This window comes from Sphingobium chlorophenolicum (assembly GCF_000722875.1).
Taxonomy (GTDB): domain Bacteria; phylum Pseudomonadota; class Alphaproteobacteria; order Sphingomonadales; family Sphingomonadaceae; genus Sphingobium; species Sphingobium chlorophenolicum.
Map to the genome: position 1 here is coordinate 43038 of NZ_JFHR01000002.1, position 24621 is coordinate 67658.

At 64.8% G+C, this 24621-nt stretch carries 22 protein-coding genes; 10 read left to right on the forward strand and 12 right to left on the reverse strand.

The window, feature by feature from the left end:
* Nucleotides 1-6: 6 nt before the first annotated feature.
* The 5 genes from gcvT to BV95_RS01850 all read left to right on the forward strand — a co-directional run bounded on the left by gcvT (nt 7) and on the right by BV95_RS01850 (nt 5307).
* Nucleotides 7-1158, forward strand: a complete 1152-nt coding sequence (gcvT, locus tag BV95_RS01830; protein WP_051749586.1) for a glycine cleavage system aminomethyltransferase GcvT — start codon at nt 7-9, stop codon at nt 1156-1158.
* A gap of 59 nt (nt 1159-1217) precedes the next feature.
* The gene (gcvH, locus tag BV95_RS01835; RefSeq protein WP_037446648.1) at nt 1218-1589 is read left to right on the forward strand and encodes a glycine cleavage system protein GcvH; all 372 of its coding nucleotides are present in this window, start codon (nt 1218-1220) and stop codon (nt 1587-1589) included.
* A 147-nt stretch (nt 1590-1736) separates the two neighbouring features.
* Entirely contained in the window at nt 1737-3095 is a 1359-nt protein-coding gene (gene gcvPA, locus BV95_RS01840; protein WP_037446650.1) for an aminomethyl-transferring glycine dehydrogenase subunit GcvPA, read from the forward strand.
* Nucleotides 3092-4663, forward strand: a complete 1572-nt coding sequence (gene gcvPB, locus BV95_RS01845) for an aminomethyl-transferring glycine dehydrogenase subunit GcvPB (protein WP_037446651.1) — start codon at nt 3092-3094, stop codon at nt 4661-4663. Before gcvPA ends, gcvPB begins: the two co-directional genes overlap by 4 nt.
* Complete coding sequence (locus BV95_RS01850; RefSeq protein WP_037446653.1) at nt 4660-5307, forward strand: DUF938 domain-containing protein; 648 nt, start codon at nt 4660-4662, stop codon at nt 5305-5307. Before gcvPB ends, BV95_RS01850 begins: the two co-directional genes overlap by 4 nt.
* A gap of 26 nt (nt 5308-5333) precedes the next feature.
* On the opposite strand, the gene BV95_RS01855 is transcribed toward BV95_RS01850, so the two are convergent.
* A complete protein-coding gene (locus tag BV95_RS01855) occupies nt 5334-6107 on the reverse strand; it encodes a hypothetical protein (RefSeq protein ID WP_037446655.1) in 774 nt (257 codons plus the stop codon).
* Nucleotides 6108-6364: 257 nt separating this feature from the next.
* Here BV95_RS01855 and BV95_RS01860 point away from each other — a divergent pair, with 257 nt between their 5' ends.
* Nucleotides 6365-7246 (forward strand): hypothetical protein, encoded by an 882-nt coding sequence (locus BV95_RS01860; protein ID WP_037446656.1) that lies wholly within the window; start codon nt 6365-6367, stop codon nt 7244-7246.
* Here the strand turns inward: BV95_RS01860 and BV95_RS01865 are convergent.
* The 3 genes from BV95_RS01865 to BV95_RS01875 form a co-directional block, all read right to left on the reverse strand.
* Entirely contained in the window at nt 7203-9194 is a 1992-nt protein-coding gene (locus BV95_RS01865; RefSeq protein ID WP_037446657.1) for an ATP-binding protein, read from the reverse strand. The genes BV95_RS01860 and BV95_RS01865 overlap by 44 nt on opposite strands.
* A 122-nt stretch (nt 9195-9316) precedes the next feature.
* Nucleotides 9317-10540, reverse strand: a complete 1224-nt coding sequence (spt, locus tag BV95_RS01870) for a serine palmitoyltransferase (RefSeq protein ID WP_037446659.1) — start codon at nt 10538-10540, stop codon at nt 9317-9319.
* A gap of 142 nt (nt 10541-10682) precedes the next feature.
* Nucleotides 10683-10925, reverse strand: coding sequence for an acyl carrier protein (locus BV95_RS01875; protein ID WP_013847355.1), 243 nt, complete (start codon nt 10923-10925; stop codon nt 10683-10685).
* A gap of 81 nt (nt 10926-11006) precedes the next feature.
* On the opposite strand from BV95_RS01875, the gene BV95_RS01880 reads away from it, so the two are divergent.
* Complete coding sequence (locus BV95_RS01880; protein WP_037446663.1) at nt 11007-11561, forward strand: Pycsar system effector family protein; 555 nt, start codon at nt 11007-11009, stop codon at nt 11559-11561.
* Between the two features lie 39 nt (nt 11562-11600).
* Here the strand turns inward: BV95_RS01880 and BV95_RS01885 are convergent, their stop codons facing one another.
* From BV95_RS01885 to BV95_RS01900, 4 genes are all read right to left on the reverse strand, one after another.
* Nucleotides 11601-11879: an ETC complex I subunit gene (locus BV95_RS01885; protein ID WP_037446665.1), complete on the reverse strand. Its 279-nt coding sequence runs from the start codon at nt 11877-11879 to the stop codon at nt 11601-11603.
* A 58-nt stretch (nt 11880-11937) separates the two neighbouring features.
* A complete protein-coding gene (gene hrpB / locus BV95_RS01890; protein ID WP_037446996.1) occupies nt 11938-14421 on the reverse strand; it encodes an ATP-dependent helicase HrpB in 2484 nt (827 codons plus the stop codon).
* Between the two features lie 41 nt (nt 14422-14462).
* Complete coding sequence (locus BV95_RS01895; protein WP_037446666.1) at nt 14463-15242, reverse strand: TSUP family transporter; 780 nt, start codon at nt 15240-15242, stop codon at nt 14463-14465.
* A 92-nt stretch (nt 15243-15334) separates the two neighbouring features.
* Nucleotides 15335-16363, reverse strand: coding sequence for a polyprenyl synthetase family protein (locus BV95_RS01900; RefSeq protein ID WP_037446999.1), 1029 nt, complete (start codon nt 16361-16363; stop codon nt 15335-15337).
* A gap of 102 nt (nt 16364-16465) precedes the next feature.
* Between BV95_RS01900 and BV95_RS01905 the strand changes: the two genes are divergently transcribed.
* Entirely contained in the window at nt 16466-16744 is a 279-nt protein-coding gene (locus BV95_RS01905) for a chorismate mutase (RefSeq protein ID WP_013847349.1), read from the forward strand.
* Between the two features lie 3 nt (nt 16745-16747).
* Here BV95_RS01905 and BV95_RS01910 read toward each other — a convergent pair whose 3' ends face one another.
* A complete protein-coding gene (locus BV95_RS01910; RefSeq protein WP_037446668.1) occupies nt 16748-17644 on the reverse strand; it encodes a DMT family transporter in 897 nt (298 codons plus the stop codon).
* A 58-nt stretch (nt 17645-17702) separates the two neighbouring features.
* Complete coding sequence (locus BV95_RS01915) at nt 17703-18071, reverse strand: YciI family protein (RefSeq protein ID WP_037446670.1); 369 nt, start codon at nt 18069-18071, stop codon at nt 17703-17705.
* Nucleotides 18072-18252: 181 nt separating this feature from the next.
* On the opposite strand from BV95_RS01915, the gene BV95_RS01920 reads away from it, so the two are divergent.
* Nucleotides 18253-18726, forward strand: a complete 474-nt coding sequence (locus BV95_RS01920; RefSeq protein WP_037446672.1) for a CYTH domain-containing protein — start codon at nt 18253-18255, stop codon at nt 18724-18726.
* Between the two features lie 227 nt (nt 18727-18953).
* A complete protein-coding gene (locus BV95_RS01925; RefSeq protein WP_037446674.1) occupies nt 18954-21491 on the forward strand; it encodes a TonB-dependent receptor in 2538 nt (845 codons plus the stop codon).
* Nucleotides 21492-21554: 63 nt separating this feature from the next.
* On the opposite strand, the gene BV95_RS01930 is transcribed toward BV95_RS01925, so the two are convergent.
* Nucleotides 21555-22304 carry an SDR family NAD(P)-dependent oxidoreductase gene (locus BV95_RS01930; RefSeq protein ID WP_037446676.1) on the reverse strand — a complete coding sequence of 250 codons (750 nt, stop codon included), beginning with the start codon at nt 22302-22304 and terminating at the stop codon, nt 21555-21557.
* 70 nt (nt 22305-22374) lie between these two features.
* A complete protein-coding gene (locus tag BV95_RS01935) occupies nt 22375-24609 on the reverse strand; it encodes an amylo-alpha-1,6-glucosidase (protein ID WP_037446677.1) in 2235 nt (744 codons plus the stop codon).
* Nucleotides 24610-24621: the final 12 nt, after the last annotated feature.

Consider the following 24621-nt stretch of genomic DNA (forward strand, 5'->3'; position numbering starts at 1 on the left):
CGCCATATGTCCGGCAATGACGACATCGCCCATATCGAAGAAGAATTGCCGCTGCAGGACCTGCCGCTGGATGCATGGCACCGCGTCAGGGGCGCGCGCATGGTCGGCTTTGCGGGCTATCATATGCCGATCCAATATGAAGGCATCATGGCCGAACATGCCTGGACCCGCGAACATGCCGGGCTGTTCGACGTCAGCCATATGGGGCAGTTGACCTTCTCCGGCGATGGCGTGGACGAGGCGCTGGAACATCTGTTGCCGAGCGACATCAAGGGGCTGAAGCCCTTCCGCCAGCGCTATTCGATGCTGCTCGACGAAGAGGGCGGCATTCTCGACGACCTGATGGTGTCGCGCCTCGGTGGCGGGGCCTTCGACGGCGCGGACATCTACATGGTCGTCAACGGCGCGACCAAATATGACGATATCGGCTGGATGATCGAGCATCTGCCCGATGAGGTCGTGATGAACCATATGGACGAGCAGGCGCTGCTCGCCCTGCAAGGTCCGGAAGCGGGCGAGGCGCTGGCCAGTCTCATCCCCGAAACCGCCGACCTGATCTTCATGCAGTCCGGGCCGTTCGTCTGGCGTGGCGTGCCGCTGTGGATCAGCCGTTCGGGCTATACCGGCGAGGATGGTTTCGAGATCAGCGTTCCGGCCGGGGATGTCACGTTGCTGGCGGACGCGCTTTGCGATCTGCCGCAGGTGAAGCCCATCGGTCTGGGCGCGCGGGATTCCCTGCGCCTTGAGGCGGGGCTGCCGCTCTACGGGCATGATCTGACCCCTGCGGTCAGCACCATCGGGGCCGATCTGGGCTTCGCGATCCAGAAGCGCCGCCGCGAAGAGGGCGGCTTCATCGGTCATGCCCGCGTGATGAAGGAACTGGCCGATGGGCCGGGGTCCAGGCGCGTGGGGTTGAAGATCGAGGGTCGCCTGCCCGCCCGCGAGGGTGCAGCCATCTACGCGGGCGACGTGCTGGTGGGGGAGGTCACTTCGGGCGGCTTCGCGCCGACCGTGGGCGCGCCCATCGCCATGGGCTGGGTCAGCCTGCCGCATGCCGGGCTGGGCGAAGCGCTGGAGATCGAGGTGCGCGGCAAGCGCATCGCCGCGACCGTCGCGCCGATGCCGTTCGTGCCGCACCGTTACCGCCGCAAGGCATAATTTTCCTGGTTTTTATTGGTCATGATTTTCAAGAAAATCATTCCGTGGGGAGTAAATCCATGAGCCGTTATTTCACCGACGAACATGAATGGATCGATGTCGCGGGCGAAATCGCCACCGTCGGCATCACTGACTATGCGCAGGAGCAGTTGGGCGACATCGTGTTCGTCGAACTGCCAGCCGAGGGGACGAGCTTCGAAAAGGGCGACGACGCCGCCGTTGTGGAGTCGGTCAAGGCCGCTTCGGACGTCTATGCGCCGATTTCGGGCGAAGTGGTCGAAACGAACAGCGCGCTGGAGGACGAACCCGCGCTGGTGAACAGCGACGCGGAGGAGGACGGCTGGTTCTTCAAGCTGCGCATCGCCGACGCCAGCGAGCTGGAAGGCCTGATGAACGAAGCCGCCTACAAGAAGTTCGTGGCGAGCCTTTGATGAAATAAGCCCCTCCCTTTCAAGGGAGGGGGAAGGGGTGGGTCGCGACCGAAGGGAGCGTCCGCCCTGTCGAGATGGCGGCAGGCTCGCTTCGCTCGCCACCCACCCCCAACCCCTCCCTTGAAAGGGAGGGGGGAGTTTTGGAAAATGCGCTACTTACCCCTTACCGACACTGACCGGCAGGACATGCTGTCCGTTATCGGTGCGTCGTCGGTCGACGACCTGTTCGTGGACGTTCCCGCCGAAGCCCGGCTTCCCGGCAAGATTGCGGGCCTGCCCGATCATGCCAGCGAACTGGCGGTCGAGCGCCATATGGCGGCCCTTGCGCGGAAAAATCTGTCGGCGGGGGAGGCTCCCTTCTTCCTGGGGGCGGGCGCGTACAGGCATCATGTTCCCGCCAGCGTCGATCATCTGATCCAGCGCGGCGAGTTCCTGACCGCCTACACCCCCTATCAGCCGGAAATCGCGCAGGGCACGTTGCAGGTGCTGTTCGAATTCCAGACGCAGGTGGCGCGCCTGCTCGGCTGCGACGTCGCCAACGCCTCCATGTATGACGGGTCGACCGCCTGCTGGGAGGCCATCGGCATGGCCCGGCGCATCACCAAGCGCGGCAAGGCGATCCTCTCGTCCGGCCTGCACCCCCATTATGTCTCGGTCGCCAACACCATGGCGAAGTTCACCGGCGACGTGCTGGTGCATGAAGCCCCGACGCTGGAAGCCGTCACCGACATCGACGCGCTGATCGCCGGGATCGACAAGGATACGAGCTGCGTCGTCGTCCAATATCCGGACATTCTCGGCCGCATCGCCGACCTGACCCCGCTGGCCGACGCCGCCCATGCAGCGGGCGCGCTGCTGGTCGCGGTCGTGACGGAGCCTGTGGCGCTGGGCGCGATCAAGGCGCCGGGTCATATGGGCGCGGACATCGTCGTCGGTGAAGGCCAGTCCATCGGCGTCGGCCTGCAATTTGGCGGGCCTTATCTTGGCCTCTTCGCATGCAAGCAGAAATATGTCCGCCAGATGCCGGGCCGCCTCTGCGGCGAGACGGTGGACGCGGCGGGCAAGCGCGGCTTCGTGCTGACGCTTTCGACCCGCGAGCAGCATATCCGCCGCGAAAAGGCGACGTCCAACATCTGCACCAATTCTGGTCTCTGCGCGCTGGCGTTCAGCATCCATATGACCCTGTTGGGCGAAAAGGGATTGCGGGAACTGGCGGTGCTCAACCATGGACTGACCGTTCAGGCGGCCGACCGTCTGGCGAAGGTGCCGGGCGTCACGCTGCTCAACGACAGCTTCTTCAACGAATTCACGCTGATCCTGTCGAAGGATGCCCGCGAAGTTGTCCGCAATCTGGCGGACAAGGGCCTATTGGGCGGCGTTTCACTCGGCCGCCTGTTCCCGGACGCGCCGGAGATCGGCAACGGGCTGGTCGTGGCCGTCACTGAAACCGTGACCGCGGAGGATATCGAAGCCTTTGCCAAGGCGCTTGAGGAGGAACTGGCATGACCATGCTGAAGGAAGGCCGCCCCACCGCGCCGCAAGCCCTCAACGAAGCCGATACGACTCCCGCGACCGCCACGGGCAATCGCGCCCTGATGCTGGAGGAGGCGCTGATCTTCGAGATCGGCTCGACTGAGACAACCGGCGTCGATTTCGCCGAAGCGCCGAAAGTCGTCAGTCGCCTCGGCAACCTCGCCCGCACCGACGGCATCGGCCTGCCCGGCCTGTCGGAGCAGGAGACGGTGCGCCATTATACGCGCCTCAGCCGCCAGAATTACGCCATCGACCTGGGCCTTTTCCCGCTCGGTTCCTGCACGATGAAGCATAATCCGCGCCTGAATGAGAAGGTGGCGCGGATGCCCGGTTTCGCCGATCTGCACCCGCTTGCGCCCCAATCCACTGTCCAGGGCGCGCTGGCGGTGATCCATGAACTGGCCGCTTGGCTGGTGACGCTGACCGGCATGCATTCGGTTGCGATGAGCCCCAAGGCTGGTGCGCATGGTGAGCTTTGCGGCCTGCTGGCGATCCGCGCCGCCCTGGAGGCACGCGGCGATGCGCGCAGCGTCATTCTGGTCCCTGAAAGTGCGCACGGCACCAATCCCGCGACTGCTGCCTTCTGCGGCTATAAGGTGGAGGATATTCCGGCGACCCCGGATGGCCGGGTGGATCTGGAGGCGCTCAAGGCCCGCCTAGGCCCCGATGTTGCGGCGGTGATGATCACCAACCCCAACACCTGCGGCCTGTTCGAGCGGGACATGAAGACGATTTCCGACGCGGTGCACGCCGCCGGAGCCTTCGTCTATTGTGACGGTGCGAACTTCAACGCCATTGTCGGCCGGGTCCGCCCCGGCGATCTGGGCGTCGACGCGATGCACATCAACCTGCACAAGACCTTCTCGACGCCCCATGGCGGCGGTGGGCCCGGCTCCGGCCCCGTGGTGCTGTCGGAGGCGCTGGCGCCCTTCGCGCCGCTGCCCTTCGTGGAAAAGCAGGGCGACAAGTTCGTGCTGGTCGAGGAGGAGACGGCGGAAGACCATCATGGCCAGACCTTCGGCCGCATGGTCGCCTTCCATGGCCAGATGGGCATGTTCACCCGCGCATTGACCTATATCCTCAGCCACGGCGCGGATGGTTTGCGGCAGGTCGCCACGGACGCCGTTCTGAACGCCAATTACATCCTGCGCAGCCTGGACGATGTGCTGGACGCCCCCTTCGGCGGCAGCGGCCCCTGCATGCATGAGGCGCTGTTCAGCGACAAGGGGCTGGCCGAAGGCTTCACCACGCTCGACATCGCCAAGGGGCTGATCGACGAGGGCTTCCACCCGATGACCATGTATTTCCCGCTGGTCGTCCACGGCGCGATGCTGGTCGAACCGACCGAGACGGAAAGCAAGGCCGCGCTTGACCAGTTCATCCTGGCGCTGCGCAGCCTCGCGGAACGCGCCAAGGCGGGCGACGAGGCGTTGAAGGGGGCGCCCTATTTCGCGCCCCGCCGCCGCCTGGACGAGACGCTGGCCGCCCGCAAGCCGGTCCTGACCTGGACGGAGCCGGAACTGGCGGAAGCCGCCGAATGACGGGCGGGCCGGAGCCGTGGGAACCCGGTTCCGGCTCCGTCGCTGCGGGCAAGCGATACGCTCCCGCAACCGGACGCAACCGCGACGCCATATTGGCTGTCCTTCGCGAGGAACTGCCATCCTCCGGCCTTGTGCTGGAGGTGGCGAGCGGCAGCGGAGAGCATATAGTCCATTTCGCCGCTGCATTGCCCGCGCTGGACTGGCAACCGACCGATCCCGATCCGGCGGCGCTGGCGTCCATCGATGCCTGGCGGGAGGAAGCGGGCCTTCCCAATGTGCGCCCACCCATCCGGCTCAATGCAGCCATCGATTGGCCGGTGGAAGCGGCTGACGCGGTCCTGTGCATCAACATGGTCCACATCAGCGAATGGGCCGCCACCGCCGGGCTGTTCAGAGGGTGCGCGAAGCTGCTGTCCCCTGGCGCTCCGCTGATAATCTATGGCCCGTTCCTGGAAGTCGACGTCGCAACGGCTCCCACCAATAGGGCGTTCGATCGGTCGTTGAAGGAGCGTAACTCCGAATGGGGACTTCGCAACGTCGCCGACCTCGATCGGGTCGGCGACGCATTCGGCCTTGCGCGAGACCGGCGGGTGGAAATGCCGGCCAACAATCTCATGCTGATTTACCGTCCCCGCCTGTCCTGATCGGACGGCGGGCAACTCGGCCAGGCTCAACCGAGGGATTTGAGCAGATCGGGCGTATTCCTCACATTCCGGCTGACCGCCAATATATGAGGGACGCTCTCCGTGGTTTCGGCATCCACCAGGACGCGAACGGCTCCCATCGCCTCAAGCGCCTTGGTGATCGACGTCTGGTTCAATTCCGATGGAGTCGTGATCAGTTTCGAGATTTGATCTGAATTCAATCCAATCGTCTTGATCTCCAAATCTCCCGAAAGCGTATCGGTCGAAGCGTTGAAGCCTATCGGGAACAGCCCGTTCAAATTCAGTCCGGCTTTTTTCGTGTTGATGTTCGCGATCACGCGCAGCCCCACGCCGACCTTCGCCCGGCCGGCTGGTTTCCCGTCCATCATGATGCTGTCCTGCATGAACCGCATATAGTCGACAGTGACGCGATAGCGGCCCTTTTCGCCGGTCAGCGCGCCCGTCAGGAATGTCAGGCCGCCGCCGTCATTCACTTTTTCGACAGTGACCTTCGCATCCTGATTCGACAGCAGGGCGCGCCTTTTCTTTTCGGCCAGCGATGCCCAATAGACCTCCGCTTCGGTCGTTCCGTCGAATATCTTCACCTTGGGAACCTGAATCGGCTCGATCGGCACGAAATTGGTGGGGTCGAAAGGGTCGATCCCTCCCAAATCCGTGCGTTTGACGATCTGGCCGGATGCTTCCGACGCCAGACCGACCCCAGTGGCGATGGCGGCAATCGCCGCCAAGGCGTTCCGGCGGTCATGGGTTCTCATTTCGGCATTCTGGCTGTCGGTCATAAATCACTCCCCTGATGGAAGAATAAGGGCATATATCAAGACATTGCGCAAGCGAAACGCTGGGGCGCGCGGACCGGGTTTCGGTCGGATCTGGATGCAATGGCGTTCGTCCCGCCGTCCCGCGAGCAAACCGTCCCCGGATATTCGGACGGCGGGCTTGAAAGTCATCCGCGCTCCTGCGAAGGCAGGACGCCAGACCGGACGCCGGAACTGCGCTCCCGCCTCCGCGGGGGCACGGCGTGCGCTGAACGGAATGAATGCCCCAAAGCCTCCTCTCGCTCGTCGCCGCCGAACTCTCCGCGCCCGCCGATCCCCGCGCCGCCGCCATGGCGGGCGCGCTGGCCGCCCGATATCCTGCGGCTTCGCGGGCCGTGCTCTTTTACGGCTCCTGCCTGCGGGAGAAGAATCTCGACGGGCTGATGCTGGATTTCTACCTGATCGTGTCGGACTATCGCGCCGCTTATGGGAAGCGCTGGCTGGCGACCGCCAACCGGCTGATCCCGCCCAATGTTTTCCCCTTCGAACATAACGGCCTGATCGCCAAATATGCCGTGCTGTCGGAGGCGGATTTCGCCCGGCTGAACAGCCCCGCCGCCGATAATGTCTCGGTCTGGGCGCGCTTTGCCCAACCGGCGCGGCTGCTCTGGGCGGCGGACGACCTGGCCCGCCAGCGCGCCATCGCCGCCGTCGCCATCGCCGCCCCGACCCTGTTGTCGCTCGCCCGCCCGATGGCCGGGGAGCAGGATGCGCTCTCGCTCTGGCGGACCGGCTTCACGCTGACCTATGGCGCGGAATTGCGCGCCGAGCGGAAGGGCCGGTCGCTTTCCATCGTCGATGCCGATCCCGACCGCTATCGCCGCTTCGGGGAGGCCGCGCTGGCGCAGGGGCTGCCGCCGTCGCCCGCGTCAGAGGACGCGACGACCCGCTGGCGGCGGCTGCAAAGACGGGGCAAATGGCTTTCCGTCATCCGCCTCGCCAAGGCCAGCTTCACCTATGTAGGGGGCATCGATTATCTGGCTTGGAAGATCAACCGCCACGCGGGCACGGCTATCGAGATCAAGCCATGGCAGCGCCGCTGGCCGCTGATCGGCGCGCTCACTCTGCTGCCGCGGCTGTTCCGGGGTGGTGCGATCCGTTGAGCGCATTGGAAAGCGCCTGGGCAAGGCCGGTAAGCGTATAGGGCTTGCGCAGCACTTCATGCCCGCCGAAATCCGCGCTTTCGGCGATGTCGCCCGCATAGCCGGTGACGAACAGCACCGGCAGATGGGCGTAGATCGCAGGCAGGGTGCGGACCATTTCCGGACCGGTCATGTCCGGCATCAGCACGTCGCTCATGATCAGGCCGATGTCGCGATGGCTGGCGAGCAGCTTCGCCGCCTTGGACGGATGGTCGCAGGCGACCGGCAAATGGCCCAGTTCCGCCAGCGCCGCCATCGTCTGATTCAGGACGCGGGGATCGTCCTCCACCACCAATATGCGCGTCGGCGGATGCAGCACCGGTTCCCGGTCGGGCGCGCGCGCATCGGCCGTATCCGTCCCTTCCGCGCTGATATGGCGGGGGAGGTAGATGTGTACGCTCGTGCCCTGGCCGGGTTCGGATTCGATGCGGATTTCGCCCTCGCTCTGATGCACGAAGCCGAAAATCTGGCTGAGGCCCAACCCGGTCCCCTTGCCGACCGGCTTGGTCGTGAAAAAGGGTTCGAACACGCGGGACAGGATTTCCGGCGTCATGCCGCAGCCATTGTCGATGACGCTCAGCGTCACATACTCGCCGCCCGTGCATTCCCCGATCTCATTCGGCGCGAGCTGCGTCTGACCCGTCCTGATGAGCAGGCGGCCGCGCCCGTCCATCGCATCCCGCGCATTGACGCACAGGTTCAATATCGCATTTTCCATCTGATGCTGGTCGACGAAGATGCGCCAGCCCTGCGCTTCCTTTTCGAAGGCCATGGTGATCTGGTCGCCGATGGAGCGGTCGATCAGATCGGAAAGACCCGCCACCAGCGCGTCGGGATCGACGGCGTTGGGCAATAAAGGCTCCGACCGGGCGAAGGCCAGCAGGCGGCGGGTGAGGGCGGCGGCGCGATTGGCGCCCTCCATCGCATTGTCGAGATGGCGGGTCGCCTCCTGCGGTTTCAGGCGCAGCTTGCGCTTGGCCAGTTCCAGCCCGCCGACCACCACCGCCAGCATGTTGTTGAAATCATGAGCGATGCCGCCGGTAAGCTGGCCCACGGCGTACATCTTCTGCATCTGGCGCAGATTTTCCTCGGCGGCGGCGCGTTCGGCGGTTTCCTTCTTGAGCTGTTCATAGGCGTCGGACAGTTCGACCGTCCGTTCCGCGACCGCCGTTTCCAGCCGGTCGGCGCGTTCAGCCTCATCCTCCGCCTGGCGGCGGGCGTTGCGCCGCTCGCTATAGGCGGCGTTGGCAAACCAGAGCGCGAACAGCACGCAGACCAGCAGCACCAGGCCGAAAAGCTGCGATGTCTTGCCGAACCATGCATTGCGGTCCCCGGCCAGCGACACGGCCTGGCTGCGTTCCTGCAACCGGGCATTTTCCGCCTGGATGACCTGGTCCAGCAGGGCGGTGATGCGCATCAGGTCGCGGGACTTGCCCGCCTGATGGAACTGGGCAAGCGCGCCCATCTTCTGGTCGTAGGTGGTGCGCAGCCCGATCTCGCTCAGCGTCTTGCCCCGCTGGTCGAACGCCGCCTGTAGCGCCATTACATTGCCGCGCTGCCAGTCGGAATGGCGGGTAGTGTAGCTCAGCGTCTTGAGCTGGCTGGCGGCGGTGCGCCACTGATCCTGAAACAGGCGGCCGGTATCAGGGTCCAGGCTGATGACATAGCGGGCCAGCGTCACCTCCGCCCGCGCCGTCTTCGCCTCGAATGCGCGGGCGAGGGCGATCACCTCGAAACTGCGGCGTTGTTCCTTCAGCGCGCGCTCATGGTCGCGCGCGGCGTGGCTGGCGCTGTACAGCAGCGTGCCGAGCGATCCGATCAGCAGGATGACGAGCACCAGCGGCAGGAAGCGCGCTATGATCGCTCGCCACCCGGTCGCATGCTCATCCATGAAAAACCCGTCCGCCATCGACAGTTACACTAGATGAACAACATTAAGCGAGAAATGCCGCAGGGGGAAGGTTCCGATTTTGCGCCGGATTCCGTCGCGTTAAAAGCCCGTCCTGCCGTGCAGGCGACGAAAGGCCGCGATCACCCGATCGCGCCGGTCGCCTTGCCCGCCGCCTCGAACATGGCGATAATCTGCTCCACCTGTTCGTCGCTATGTTCGGCGCAAAGGGAGCAGCGCAGCAGGAAGGTGCCCGCAGGCGTCGCCGGGGGACGCGCCATGTTGACGTAGAGGCCCAGTTCCAGCAGCGCCTGCCACATCGCCACCGCCTGGGCCTGATCGGTCAGGATGACGGCGATGATCGCGGATTGCGGCGTTTCCGTGCCCAGCTTGAAGCCGAGGTCGGTCAGCCCCTTGTGCAGCCGCTGGCTGTTCTTCCACAGATGGGCGCGTTTTTCGCCCGCATGCATCAGCTTGCGGATCGAGGTCGCGGCGGTGGCGACGACGCTGGGCGGCAGCGACGCGGTGAAGACATAGGGACGGCAGACGAGGCGCAGCACCTCGAACTTGGGATGGTTGGACACGCAGAAGCCGCCCACCGTGCCGACCGATTTGGAGAAGGTGCCGACGACGAAATCGACATCCTTTTCCACGCCTTGCTCTTCATAGACGCCCCGGCCATTGGGGCCGAAAAAGCCCATGCCATGGGCCTCGTCCACCAGGATCATGCAATTGGCATGCTTGCGCACGGCGGCCACCATGTCCGGCAGCGGCGCGACGTCGCCCAGCATCGAATAGACGCCCTCCAGCACCACCAGCTTCAGCGCGTCGGCGGGCAGGCGGCCCAGGCGTTTGTCCAGATCCTCCACGCTGTTGTGGCGGAAACGCACGATCTCCGCATCGCCCAGGAAGCAGCCGTCATAGATGGAGGCATGGCTGTCGGCGTCCAGAACGACATAATCGCCCTTGCCTGCCAAGGTGGAAATCATGCCCAGATTGGCCTGATAGCCGGTGGAGAAGACCATCGCGCCGGACATGCCGTAAAAATCCTTCAGCGCTTCTTCGACTTCCTTATGGCCCTGATAAGTGCCGTTCAGTACGCGGCTGCCGGTGGTGCCCGCGCCGAAATCGTCCAGCGCCTTCTTGCCCGCCGCGACCACGTCCGGATCGAAGGTCATGCCCATATAATTATAGGTGCCGAGCAGGATCGTGTCCTTGCCCTTGATCACCGCCTGGGTCGGGGACTTCACCTCGTCCATGACGATGGCGAAGGGATCGCGCACGCCGGTCGCCAGCAGCGCCTCGCGCTCGGCGATCAGGGGGTCGAATTTGGAGAAAAGGTCGCGGGTCTGCGTGGCGTCGGTCATTGTCTCAATAGTCCCAAAACCGTTCGGGCTGAGCGAAGTCGAAGCTTCTTGCCGAGCGGAGCCGAGGCTCCACGCTTCGCCTTGGCTCAGCAAAGGGCTTCGACTTCGCTCAGCCCGAACGGCGGTTGAATTTTCAGGCGGCTCAGCCCTTAAGCTTCGCCACGGCGTCCACGAGTTGGCCGATGGTTTCAATCTCGGCCTGCATGTTCATGGTGATGATGATGTCGAATTCGTCTTCAATCGCGGCGACGAAGTCCATCACGGTCAGGCTGTCCCATTCCAGATCGCCCGCGAAGCTGGTGGCCTCGGTCAGTTCGACGCCCTTTTTGTTGAAGGGGGCGATCTGGCTCAAAACGCTGTCGAAAATTGGCTGGCGATCCGTCATTATCCGTGGTGCTTTCCGTGAAAGAGCGGCTTTTGCCCTCAAGCGTCGTTCTTTGGCAAGGGAATAAGGCGGCAATCGGGCATGACTGTCGCGAAAAAGGGGGAGGGGGAAAAGATGGACGCGACGAATGTTCCTGTGCCCAATGCGATCCACCTGCTGCGCACGGCGGTGCAGACCAATATGCAATTGAGCCAGATGGCCGATCAGAAGGCGAACATGCTGATCGGCGCGTCGATGGTGATCTTCACCCTGTGCGTGGCGCAGTTGCGGTCGGGCGCGCTGGTGTGGCCGGTGGCGGTGCTGGCGGTGGGCGTGTTCCTGGCCGCGACCTGCGCGATCATGGCGGTGTTGCCAAGTGTCAGCCGGTCGCGCGGGGAGGTGGGAGCGGGCGATAATCTGCTGTTCTTCGGCATCTTCACCAGCCTGAGCGAGGCGGAGTTCAGCGATCGGATGATGGCGCTGGTTTTGGATGACGATGCGCTGTGCCGGGCGATGTTGCGGGACATGTACCAGAATGGGCAGGTGCTCCAGCGGCGGAAATATCGCTGGCTGGGCCATGCGTACCGGTTGTTCCTGACCGGCGTGGTGGCGAGTTTTATCGCCCTGGTGGTGGATTTGGGGCTGGGGTGGCGTTGAGTATGACGGAGGATTGAGGGGGACGAATGTCCCGGCAGATTATCGGAAATTGTCCGCGTAGGCCTGGATCTTCAGCGTCTTCGGCGCCGTCGGGATCACCGTATAGGCGATGCCTTCCCGCTCCGCATACGCGCGGGCGGCTTCCTCAGAAGAGAAGTTCAGCTTGATCTGCTGCTTCATGTCGCCGGAACCGGCCCAACCGGTCAGCGGATCGGGCTTCTTCGCTTCGGCGGGCGCATATTCCAGCACCCATTTACGGGTCAGCGCCTTGCCGGATTGCAGGGCGTTCTTCTGGATCTGATAGATGCGCGCGCTCATCGCGATAAAGACTCCTGAGGGAATTTGGCGCAGCGTTGCACCAGCGGGCGAGCGGAAGTCAAGGCTTGCCACGAGCGTCGGCGCGTTTCGTGCGCAAAGTGGCGCTGGCCGCTGCCGGATCGTCGGGCCAGGGATGTCTGGGATAGCGCCCGCGCATTTCCTTGGCGACCGCGCTCCAGCTACCCGCCCAGAAGCCGGGGAGATCGCGTGTCGTCTGGATCGGGCGGCCTGCGGGCGAGGTGAGGGAGAGGACCAGCGGTATGCGCTGGCTGCCGACCACCGGATGCTCGGCCAGGCCGAACAGCGCCTGCACGCGCAGTTCGACGCGGGGGCCACCCTCGGCGGCATAGTCGATTTCATGATTGCTGCCCGCGGGCGAACGGAAATCGGGCGGGGCGAGACGGTCGATCTGTTGCTTCCCGTCCCAGCCGATCAGCCCTTCGAGAATCCCGGAAAGCTGCGACCGGTCGATCTCGGAAAGGCGGCGCTTTCCTTGCAGGAGTGGTGGCAGCCATTCGTCCAGCTTTTCCATGAGCGCGGCATCGGACAGCGCCTCCACCCCGGCGAAGTCCGCTCGCATCCGCAGGGAGCGCGCCGTTTCCGACCAGGAGAGCAGGTCCAGCCCGCCTTGCCGCACGCCTTCGGTCAGGGCGGTGACGACCGCCGCCGGATCGGGGCGGTCGTCGGAACCGGAGGACAGCCTGACCGCGCCCAGCCGTCGCTCCCGCAACGCCTCGATCCCGCCATTGGCGGCGCGGAAGCGCACGGTGCGATGCTCCGCGATGCGAGCGCCGAACAGGGCGATCACCTCCGCCTCGCTGATCGGCGCGGCGGAGAGAATGCGGGCGCCAGCGGCGCTGCCTTGTACTTCTCCTACCGCCAGCCATTCCTCCCGCGCCAGAGGGCTGAGCGGATCGAGCCGGAAACCGCGCCCGCCGACGCTCGCCCAGTCCGCGCCGTCGGCGGAGCGGCGTTTGGAGACGCGGTCGGGGAAGGCGAGTGCGAGGCATAGGCCGACACTATTATCTCCCCTCCCTTCCAGGGAGGGTCGAACAGAGTCACGTGCCTCTGTTCGAGGGGTGGGTGGGGGAGGGATGAGCTTCGCCCAGCGCTTCGCCATGGATCGCGCCGCGTCGACGCGTTTCCCGCTTTCCCGCCGCCAGCGTATCCGCCGCTGCGACAGGTCGTTATCCTGTCCGCCAATGCCCCGCTCGCCCAGCAACACGGCGACCTCCGCCGCGATGTCGGCCAGCCCCATCTCTCCAGCCCGCACCAGCATATGGCCGATGCGCGGTTCCAGCGGTAGCTTCGCCAGCGCCTTGCCATGCGTGGTGATGCGTCCGTCCGCGTCCAGCGCCTCCAGTACCGTCAGTCTTTTGCGCGCCTCGGCTACTGCGGCGGCAGGAGGCGCGTCCAGCCAGCGTAGGTCCGCCGGATCGTTCACCCCCCACAGCGCGCAGTCGAGGATCAGGCTGGAGAGGTCGCTCTCCAATATCTGGGGCGGATCGAAGGGTGGCATTCCCGCCGTCGCCGCCGCTTCCCACAGGCGATAAGCGACGCCGGGCCGCTGCCGCGCCGCACGGCCAGCCCGCTGGGTCGCAGCCGCCTGACTGGCGCGTTCCGTCACGAGCCGCGTCACGCCCGCCGCCCGGTCATAGCGTGGACGCCGCGCCAGCCCGCTATCCACCACGATCCGCACGCCGTCGATGGTCAGGCTGGTTTCCGCGATGGAGGTGGCGAGGATGACCTTCCGCCGTCCCTCCCGCGAAGGTCGGATCGCGGCCCGTTGCGCTGCCGGGTCGAGCGATCCGTGCAGCTTGTGCACCTCCACCCCCGCGCCCTCCAGCCGTTCCGCCGTCCGCTCGATCTCCGCCACGCCGGGCAGGAAGGCGAGAAGATCGCCCTCCGCCTCTTCGCTCAGCGCCCGGCGGATGGTCGCCGCCATCTCATCCTCGATCCGCTTTTCCGATGCGCGTCCGACATGGCGCAGGTCCAGCGGCTGGATGCGGCCTTCGCTCTCCACGACGGGCGCGCCATCGAGCAAGGCCGCGAAGCGCGCGCCATCCAGCGTCGCGGACATGGGCAGGAGGCGCAGGTCGGGCCGCAGCGCGCCCTGCGCATCGAGGGCCAGGGCCAGGCCGAAATCGCTGTCCAGACTGCGCTCATGCACTTCGTCGAACAGGATGGCGGAGACGCCCGAAAGCTCCTGATCGTCCTGAATCCGCCGTACGAAAATACCCTCGGTCAGCACGAGCAATCGCGTGGCCTTCGAGACCTTCGAATCCATCCGGGTCGCGTAGCCGACCGTGCCGCCGACATTTTCGCCCATCAGTTCGGCGATCCGCTCCGCCGCCGCCCGCGCCGCCAGCCGCCGGGGGGAGAGCAGCAGCACCTGGCCCGTGCACCAGGGCTGGTCCAGCAGGGCGGGTCCGACGGCGGTCGTCTTGCCCGCGCCCGGCGGGGCCACCAGCACGGCATTGCTCCCCTCGCGCAAGGCGGCGAGCAGATCAGGCATTACGGCATGGATGGGGAGGGCGGTCATCGCCGCCTCCTCTCGCGCCATTCGCGCCTCAACGCAATGATTCAGCCGAAGAGCAGGCTATGGATCGGGTTTTTGGGGTCCAGCAGCATCTTGGCGGTCAGCGCCAGCGATAGGATGATCAGCAGCGGCCGGATCAACCGGCTGCCGAAGCGCATGGCCAACCGCGAACCGATCTGCCCGCCGGTGATGCTGCCCACCGCCATGGCCAGCCCGACGATCCAGATGACATGGCCGCCCACGATCATGGTGAGCAGTCCGGCGAGGTTGCTGGCGAAATTGGCGGCCTTCGTCTGCGCCGTGGCGCGCACGAGGCCAAGGCCGCCCAGAGCAATGAAGATGGTGGTGTAGAAAGCCCCCGCGCCCGGCCCGAAAAAGCCGTCGTAAAAGCCGATGATGCCGATCAGCAGGCTCAGAAACAGCATGCCGACCCGCTGGTGCCGGTTCATTTCGCCGACCTTGGGCGAGAAGGTGAAATAGGCGGCAAGCGCGATCAGCAACGCGGGCATCAGTCCGGCCAATATCGACGGGTCGACCCTCTGCACCAGCCACGCCCCGCCGACCGATCCTGCGAACGCCGCGAATATAGGCCAGCGATAGGTTTTCAAATCCATATGCCCCGCCCGCGCATAGGCGACGCATGCGCCAAACGTGCCCAGCGAGCTTTGCAGCTTGTTGGTCGCGACCGCTGCCACGGGCGGAATCCCGGCGGCCATTAGGGCGGGCAGCGCGATCAATCCTCCTCCGCCCGCCATCGCATCGATGCACCCCGCGACCAGCGCGGCGGCCATCAGAAAGGCGATGGTTTCAGGGGAGGGGATCATGGGTGATCAGCGGTCTCGGCAGAATGAATGAAAGCACCGTGTTCCTGCCTTCGCAGGAACACGGAATCTAAACGAACGGCTTGCGCTATCCCTCAATAGGCCCGCGCAATGGCGAACTCGACCGCTTCGGTCAACGCCGCCTTGGCCTTGCCATTGTCGAACATGCCGAGCGCGTCGATGGCCCGCTGGCCATAATGGCGCGCCCGCGCCAGCGTATCCGCGATGGCCCCCGTCTTGCGCAACAGGCCGGTCGCATGCGCCAGATCCTCGTCGCTCACGCGGTTGCCCGCGATTGCGGCCTTCCAGAAGACGCGTTCCTCGTCCGAACCCCGCGCATAGGCCAGAATGACCGGCAACGTCACCTTGCCGTCGCGGAAATCGTCGCCCGCATCCTTGCCCATGGTCGCGCCGTCCGACTCATAGTCGATGGCGTCGTCGATGAGCTGGAAGGCGATGCCGAGGTTCCGGCCATACACGTCCAGCGCCTGCTCCTCCGCCTCGTCGCGGTCGGCCACGACGGCGGAAATGCGGCAGGCGGCGGCAAACAGGGCCGCCGTCTTCGCGCCGATAATGTCCAGATATTGCTCTTCGCTGGTGTCGATCTTGCGCTGGGCGGTAAGCTGGTTGACTTCGCCCTCCGCGATCACAGCCGATGCGTTGGAGAGGATCTTCAACACCTTCAGCGACTCCGCCTCGACCATCAGTTCGAAGGAGCGGGAGAAGAGAAAATCGCCCACCAGCACACTGGCGCTGTTGCCCCAGATGATGTTGGCGGTCTTGCGGCCCCGGCGCAGGCCCGATCCGTCGACCACATCGTCGTGCAGCAGGGTCGCGGTGTGGATGAACTCGACCGCGGCGGCCAGCTTGTAGTGGCGCGATCCTGCATAGCCAACCAGATCGGCGCAGGCGAGGGTCAGCATCGGCCGCATCCGCTTACCGCCGCCCGCGATTAGATGGCCCGCCAGTTCGGGGATCAGCGGAATGCGCGACTGCATCCGGTCCAGGATGACGGCGTTCACCTGATTCATGCCCTCGGCGACCAGCGCCATCATGGGGGCGAGCGAAGGCGCGCTGCTGGCGCGGCCGATGGGATGGACATTGCCGGTGGCGGATGCTGTCATGACAAGCGCCATGTGGCGGCGGGAAATGCTAAAGGCAAGCGGGAATAGCTTGCGCGCGCGAGCGGAAGCGGCAAAAAGCCTCCCAATTGATCGGAGGACATAGTGGACGAGACTTTGAAGCGCTATCGCGAGAGCATCGACAATATCGACGCGGCGCTGGTCTTCATGCTGGCCGAGCGGTTCAAGATCACCCAGGCGGTGGGGGAGCATAAGGCGACCCACGATCTGCCCCCCGCCGATCCGGGTCGGGAGGAGCGCCAGATCACGCGCCTGCGTCAGTTGGCGACCGACGCCAATCTGGACCCCGATTTCACCGAGAAATTCCTGCGCTTCATCATCGATGAAGTGATCCGGCACCATGAAAGGTTGCGGGAAGGCTGAACGTTAGGCCGGTTCGGCGATATCCTGCCCGCGCGCTGGCCGCGTCGACCGGCCCAGCATCACCCCGCCCAGCGCCAGCGCGAAGCCGACAAGCTGCACTGGTCCCAGCCGCTCCCCGAACAGCAGCCACGCCTCTATCGCGGCGAGCGGCGGCACCAGCAGCAACAGCATCGACATGCGCGTCGGTCCCTGATGCCGCACCAGCCACACCAGCAAGGACAGGCCGCCCGCTGACAGCCCCAACACCGACCAGCCAAGGCCAATCCAGAGGATGGGCGCGCCGTCCCAGCGATAATCCCCGACGGACAATGCCGCCACGATGGCGATCAGCGCGCCGCCCGCATTCTGCACCGCGCCCGAAATCGCGATGCCGTCTCCAGCGATCGCGCCGCGCTGGATCAATGTGCCGCCCGCCATGCCCAGCATGGCCATGATTCCCGCGACCGCTGGCCAGATGGTGATCGATCCCGCGCCCGACCGCTCGATTGCCGGAAGCAGCACGCAGCCGACCCCGACGATCGCAATCGCCAGCCCGCCCCAACTGCGCGGCGGCAGCCTGTCCCCCAGAAAGGCGACGCTGGCAACCGCTACCATCAGCGGTTGCAGCGATCCCAGCAGCGACATGATCCCCGCGGGCATGCCGTTGTTCACCGCCCACCAACTGAGCGTCAGATAGACGCCGTGCAGCATCGCCCCAGCCGTCAGATGCAATGCCAGCCGCCGCCCACGGGGCAGGGCCTGCCGAACATGGAGCGCGGCCCCGCTCAGCAGCAGCGTCGTCAGCGTCAGCCGCACCGCCAGGATCAGGTCCGGCGCGGCATGCGGCACCATGGCGCGGGCGACGACGAAGCCGGTCGACCAGATGAGGACGAAGAGAAGGGAGGCAAGGGCGGCTACCATGGTCGCGCCTTTGACCCATCGGCGACCGGCTGTCGAGTGATCGCTGACCTTTGGGGACTCAGGACAGATCGGCCATGTCGTATAGCGGCCTGATTTCGATCTCGCTCGGTCCTGGCATGGGATTGGGGCAGCGCTTCACCCATGCGACCGCCTCATCCATGTCCCTGACTTCCCAGAGCCAGAAGCCCGCCACCAGTTCGCTTGTCTGGGCGAAGGGGCCGTCGATGACCGTCCGGTCCACGCCGTCGAAAACGACTCGCTTGCCACGCGACGAAGGCGTCAGGCCGTCGGCGGCGATCAATATGCCCGCCTTCTCCAGTTCATCGTTAAACCGGCCCATCGCCTGCATCGCTTCCATCGTTTCGGGCGTGGGCACGAAACCCTGTTCGCTGTCCACGGTGGCCTTCACCAGCACCATTACGCGCATCGGCTTTCTCCATTGATCTGGCTGCATCTTCCGCATCGGAATGTAGGGGGAGTCGCGCGCAATCGACAAGCGGCCCGTCGGCCCGGTCCATGGCGGTGTGAGAAGCGACTCCCGCCCGCATCCGACATGCGCTAATCTAGGTTGGTTCGCCGGCCGCTGGCGATCCTTTGCCGGAGCGTTCATGGCAGTCGAGATCGAACGGAAGTTCCTGGTCATTAGCGACGGATGGCGGGCCGGGGCGGACGCCGGGCGGATTCTGCGCCAGGGCTATGTCGCGCATGACGGCGATGCCAGCGTTCGCGTCCGCCTGTCGGGCGACGAAGCTTGGCTCACCGTAAAGAGCGGGCGCACGGGCTTGGTCAGGGACGAGTTCGAATATGCGATTCCAGCGGCGGACGCGGCGGAAATGCTGGATCGGCTCTGCGCCGACAGGGTGGTCGGCAAGACCCGCTACCGCGTTCCCTATGACGGCAAGATCTGGGAAGTGGATGTCTTCGCCGGGGCCGTCGAAGGCCTGATATTGGCGGAAGTGGAGATGCATTCCGTCGACGAGCGGTTCGACCTGCCCGATTGGGTCGGAGGTGAGGTGACGAACGACCCGCGCTTCCGCAATTCCGCCATCGCCCTCCTGCCAGGCTTCGAAACGGCGGACTGATATATTTTTCGAGAAAAAATATTTTGTCTCGATTATTTCGTCCATCATCCGAAGAGCATGAATAATTGGATTGTGAGTGAAATAATCAACGATATTTACATTGAGAAATGAATTCATCGAAGAATATGACGTTTTTATTACAATCACTGTAACAAAACTGTTTTGATCGCAACCTAATGGCGGCCCCGCAAACGTCCACTTGATGGATTTGAAAAGGGGTTATACGCATGATTCGTTCTTCCGCCTCCTTGCTGTGCTGCATGCTGCTGGCGTCGGTTTCCGCGCCCGCGCTGGCCAGCGCCGCGGCCGATCAGCAGCCTGTCGACACGACCGCCGCCGCCGAAGATGCCGGTCTGGGCACCATCGTCGTCACCGCGACCAAGCGTGAAACCAACCTGCAGGAAACGCCGATCTCCATGGCGGTGATGAGCACCGAGGCGCTCAAGGATCGCCACGTCGCCAGCCTGTACGACCTTGCGGACGGCGCCGTCCCGTCGCTGCGCATCGCTACCTTCGAAGCGCGCCAGTCGGCCCTCACCATCGGCATTCGCGGCATCGTGCCGCTCGACGCCAACCAGCCTGCCCGCGAACAGGGCGTCGGCATCTATGTCGACGGCGTCTATATGGGCCGCCAGCACGGCCTGAACGCCGCGCTGTTCGACATCGAGCGCGTCGAAGTGCTGAAGGGCCCGCAGGGCACGCTGTTCGGCCGCAACACCGAAGGTGGCGCGCTCAGCATCGTCAGCAAGGCGCCGACCGGCGAATGGGGCGGCCGCGTCGAAGCGGGCGCGGGCAATTATGGCGGCCGCACCGCCAACGCCCATATCAACCTGCCCTCCATTGCTGGCTTCTCGATCAAGCTGGACGGCGTGATCCAGCATCAGGACGCCACCACCCGAAACCCGATGGCGGGCCAGGCCGGCTGGAATTATTATAACCGCAAGGGCGGCCGCGCCGCCGTGCGCTGGCAGCCGACCAGCACCATCACCAACGACTTCGCCTATGATGTGGCGAAGGACGAAAATACGCCCTTCTACAGCCAGTTGCTGAACTTCGACCCCAATCATTGCGTCAACGGCACGCAGGCTTCGCAGCCGAACTGCAAGCTGCCGGGTACCAACTATACCGATCTGACCGGCGGCCCGGTCAAGCCGCTGCTGCCCGGCGTCGTCGTCAACGGCGACACGCGCATGGGCGTCGCCGACATCGGCGTGCCGCAGCAGGTCAGCGTCGACAAGACTCACGGCTTCACCAACACGCTGAAGTGGGAAGTCTCGCCGGAGATCGAGCTGCGCTCCATCACCGCATGGCGCGGCGTCGACGCGACCCAGTGGGACAATAGCGGCGGCGCGCACCGTCCGCCGCTGGTGAGCCCGTCTATCGGGAGCACCGCCGCCGGTTGCACTACTGCCTCGCCCTGCACCTTCAGCCGCTACAGCCTTGCCGATCTGCGCCAGCGCCAGTTCAGCCAGGAATTGCAGGCCGTCGGCACCGTGGGCAGCATCGACTATGTCTTGGGCGGCTTCTACTTCAACGAACATGTCAGTGACGATGCCGCGACCCCCAGTTCGATGGGCGCGGTCGCCGTCCGCAACTCGGCGGGCGCGATCACAGGTTTCAACTATGTCACCGTCCCCTTCTGCACCGCGTCCACCCCGGCCTTCGTCGGCTCGGCGGTCAACGGCTGCTCGATCGACCGCGCTTCTGAAGTCTGGTCGAAGAGCTACGCCGCCTATGGCCAGATTACCTGGAACGCCACCGATGCGCTGCACATCACCGTGGGCGGCCGCTACACGCATGACGATAAGAAGGGCGTCCTGCACTATTCGCGCAACGTCAACTATGACACGACGCCGCCCGCTCCCAGCGTCGGCTACAAGCCGCTGGACGCCAAGTGGAACCGCTTCAACCCGATGGCGACCGTCGCCTATGACGTCAGCAACGACGTTCATGTCTACGCCAAATATGCGACCGGCTATCGCGCAGGCGGCGCCAGCTCGCGCACGTCCAACTATCAGGCCTTCAATCCTGAAGACGTGAAGTCGTATGAAGTCGGTCTGAAGTCGGACTTCTGGAACAATCGTGCCCGCTTCAACCTGGCCGGTTACATCATGGACCGCAAGAACAGCCAGGTCGACATCAGCTCTATCCAGTTCGTGGGAAGCAGCAGCTTCAACAATCTGGTCACGATCAACGCGCCCGGCATCACCAAGATCCGCGGCATCGAGGCTGACCTGACCGTCGAGCCGATCGACGGGCTGACGCTGAACGCCAGCTATGCCTACACCTATACGAAGATACCGCCGGTGCTGATCACCGCCACGGACTCTGCGGGTCGCCGCACGGACGTCTATCAGAACTTCTACATCGTGTTCACGCCGCGCAACGCCGCGAGCGGGTCGATCGACTATGCCCTGCCGATCGGCGGCGGCGACACGAAGCTGAAGTTCCACTTCGACGGCAATTATTCGCAGGCCACCCAGGCCTTCGACCAGTTCGCCACGAAGAATGACAGTTCGCTGATCTTCAATGGCCGCATCTCGCTGGCGGACATCGGCACGGGCAATGGTCACAGCCTGACCCTCAGCCTCTGGGGCCGCAACCTGTTCAACGAGCAATATGTGTTCCGTCGCGACCCGTCGAACAGCCTGCCGGGCGCTCCGACGAGCAACGTGACGCAGGGCAGCATCGCCAACGTGCTGGGCGATTACGGCAACTTCAACGCGCCGCGCACCTACGGCGTGGAAGCCAGCATCAAATTCTGATCATCGGAAAAGAGAAAAGGGGCTGCGGCGGGCGCCGCAGCCCCTTTTTTCATGCGCGGGAAATTAGGCTTCGCGAGCGACCTGAAACCCCGCGAAGGACTGGCTGACCGGCATCAACTCGATGCGGTTGAGGTTGAGATGCGCGGGCTGCGTGGCGACCCAGAACAGGGTTTCCGCAATGTCCTCCGCCGTCATCGGATTGGCGGCATTGTAAAGCGCGTCGGAAGCCGTCTGGCTGCCGGTGCGGACCAGCGTGAATTCGGTTTCGACCATGCCCGGCTCGATCGACGTCACGCGGACGCCCGTGCCGTGCAGGTCCGACCTCAGGCCCAGCGAGAATTGGCTGACGAACGCCTTGGTCCCGCCATAGACGTTGCCGCCCGCGTAGGGGTAGGTCGCCGCGACCGAACTCAGGTTGATGATCGCGCCCTTCCGCTCGATCAGGCGGGGCAGCAGCTTCTGGGTGATCGTGACCAGCCCAGTGATGTTGGTGTCGATCATCTGACGCCATTGGTCCAGATCGGCCTGTTGCGCGGGCGCGGTGCCCAGCGCCAGCCCGGCATTGTTGATCAGCAGGTCGATATCGGCAAAATCGGTGGGCAGGGCGGCCAGCGCCGCGTCGATGGCCGCTTCGTTGCGCATGTCGAAGCTGACCGCATGCACCTTGTCCGCGCCCAGTTCCGACACCAGCGCATCCAGCCGTTCGGCGCGGCGTCCGGTGACGATCACCTTCCATCCCGCCGCCGTGAAACGCCGGGCCGCCGCCGCGCCGATTCCTGCGGTCGCTCCGGTAATCAGCGCGGTTCCTGCCATGCTCGTTCCATCCTTTCAGCCCAATGGGCCGGGATGTAAGCCTATTTACCGCAATGCCAAGCGCCAGTTTTCAGGCAATGGTCACGACTCGCGCCCGGCCCTTCCGGTCGAGCGGTTTCACCACCACCTTGTCGCCCATCCGGTCGAAGGCGATGTCGACCGAAGCGTCCCCCACCCTTAGTCCATAGAGGGTGAGCTGGTCTATGAAACGGGGCAGGGTGGGTTCCTGCAACGAAATCTCGGCGCCGCGGACATCGAAGCCCAGGCCCAGGCTCGACTGGATCAGCGACAGCGGCGCGGCGGCCGACCATGCCTGCGGGCTGCAAGCGACGGGATAGAAGGTCGGCCCCTGCGCCCGCCGCCGGGGGAAGCCGCAGAAAAGTTCCGGCAGGCGCATCAGGTCGACATAGGTCGCCGCCGCGAACAGCCCTTCGAATATCTGCGCCGCCTGCGCCCGATAGCCGTAGCGGGAGAAGCCAGCCGCGATCAGCGCATTGTCGTGCGGCCAGATGGACCCGTTATGATAGCTCATCGGATTGTAACGCGCCTCGGTCGAGGCCACGGTCCGAACGCCCCATCCGGAAAAGGAGGCCGGGGCCATCAGCGTGCGCACCACCATGTCGGCCCGCTCTTCCTTCGCGAGTCCGGTGAACAGCACATGCCCCGCATTGGACGAGCGGACGCGGCAGGGCCGTTTCTCCCCGTCCAGCGCCAGCACATAGGTGCCGATCCCGGCGTCGAAAAAGGCGGCGTCGAACCGTTCCCGCAGATCGTCGGCGCGGGCGTGAAAGTGCAGAGCCTTGTCCGGATCGCCCAGCGTGACGAAGATCGCCTCTGCCGCCCGCCAGGCGCCGTAGACATAAGCTTGCACCTCCGCCAGCGCGATTGGCCCCCGCGCTATGCCGCCGTCGGCGTGGAAGACGGAGTCATGACTGTCCTTCCAGCCCTGATTGACCAATCCCTGATCGGTTAGCCGTCCATATTCGACGAAGCCGTCGCCGTCGCGGTCGCCATGTTCGTCTATCCATGTCAGCGCCGCCCGGACGTGGGCCAGGATGGAGGCGATGAAGGCGCTGTCCCCTGTCCGCTCCAGATAGGCCCCCGCCAGCATCACGAACAGGGGCGTGGAATCGATGCTGCCATAATAATGGCGGAACGGCACTTCGCCCAGTTCCGCCATTTCGCCATGGCGCACTTCGTGCAGGATCTTGCCCGGCTCTGCATCGGCGGCGGCGTTGAACTCTGTCGCCTGATGCGCGGCAAGATAGCCCAGAACGCCCCGGCTGATCGCCGGGTCCAGCCAGAGCGTCTCCAGCGCGGTGATGATCGCGTCGCGCCCGAACACCGTGCTGAACCAGGGAATGCCCGCATAGGGATAGGGGCCATATTCGGTGTCGGTCGACAACATGGTGATGTCCGCCACGGACCGCCGCGCAACTTCATTGAACAGTGAGTTGGAGGATCGCACTGTCGCCCCGCGCGACCGTGCCAGCTTCAGAGCCTGCATCGATTCCCGAAGGGTCTTCAGGAAATGCTTGGACAGTTCGCCCGTGGGCTGTTCGCTGGGCTGGCAGCATATCAGCAGGTAGATGGTGCGCCGTTCGCCCGGCGGCACCGTCACTTCGAAACGGGCCTGGCTCTCGGTCAGGGACTGGGGGACGGGGTCGAAGCGCAGCAGCGTTTCCCGCCGCCTGGCGTCCCGCCCGTCATAGCCCAGCAGCACCCTGTCCGCGCCCACCACAGGCTCCCGCATCGCGCCGCGGCGCAGCCGGGTCATGCCGCGTATCTCGAACAGGTCGGCGAAATCGGCGGCGAAGCCGATATTCACGGTGATCGTGCGGATGTCCGTATCGAAATTGCGGATGGTGATCCGCTCATGCACGGCCCCTTCCCACAGGAAGCGGGTGCGGCGCAGGTGGATCAGGTCATGTTCCACCGACACCCGGTCGTCCCCTCCCGTGAAGTCGGGATTGGTAAGGTCGCAGGTCAGCATCGCATTGTCGTCGCGCAGCCCGGAACTTAGCAGGATGGGCCGCGTGTTGTTGATGGTGAGGTAAAGATGGGAAAGGTGCCGGGTGTCGCGGTGATACAGCCCCTCCGGACTGCCCGGTCCGGCGATGGCGTCGCCGCTATGGTCGAACACGGCGAAGCTGTCCCCATGTTTCAGCGTCCGGGGGCGCCGCTCATGCAGGGACGCCGTGGCGGGGATGAAGAACTGGGTCTGCGCCTGCGACAGGGCCTGTCCGGCGTTGACGTTCTGGACCGAAGGGCTGGGATTTTCGGGCTGCAACTGGCTTGCCGTCATGCGCCTCTCCTT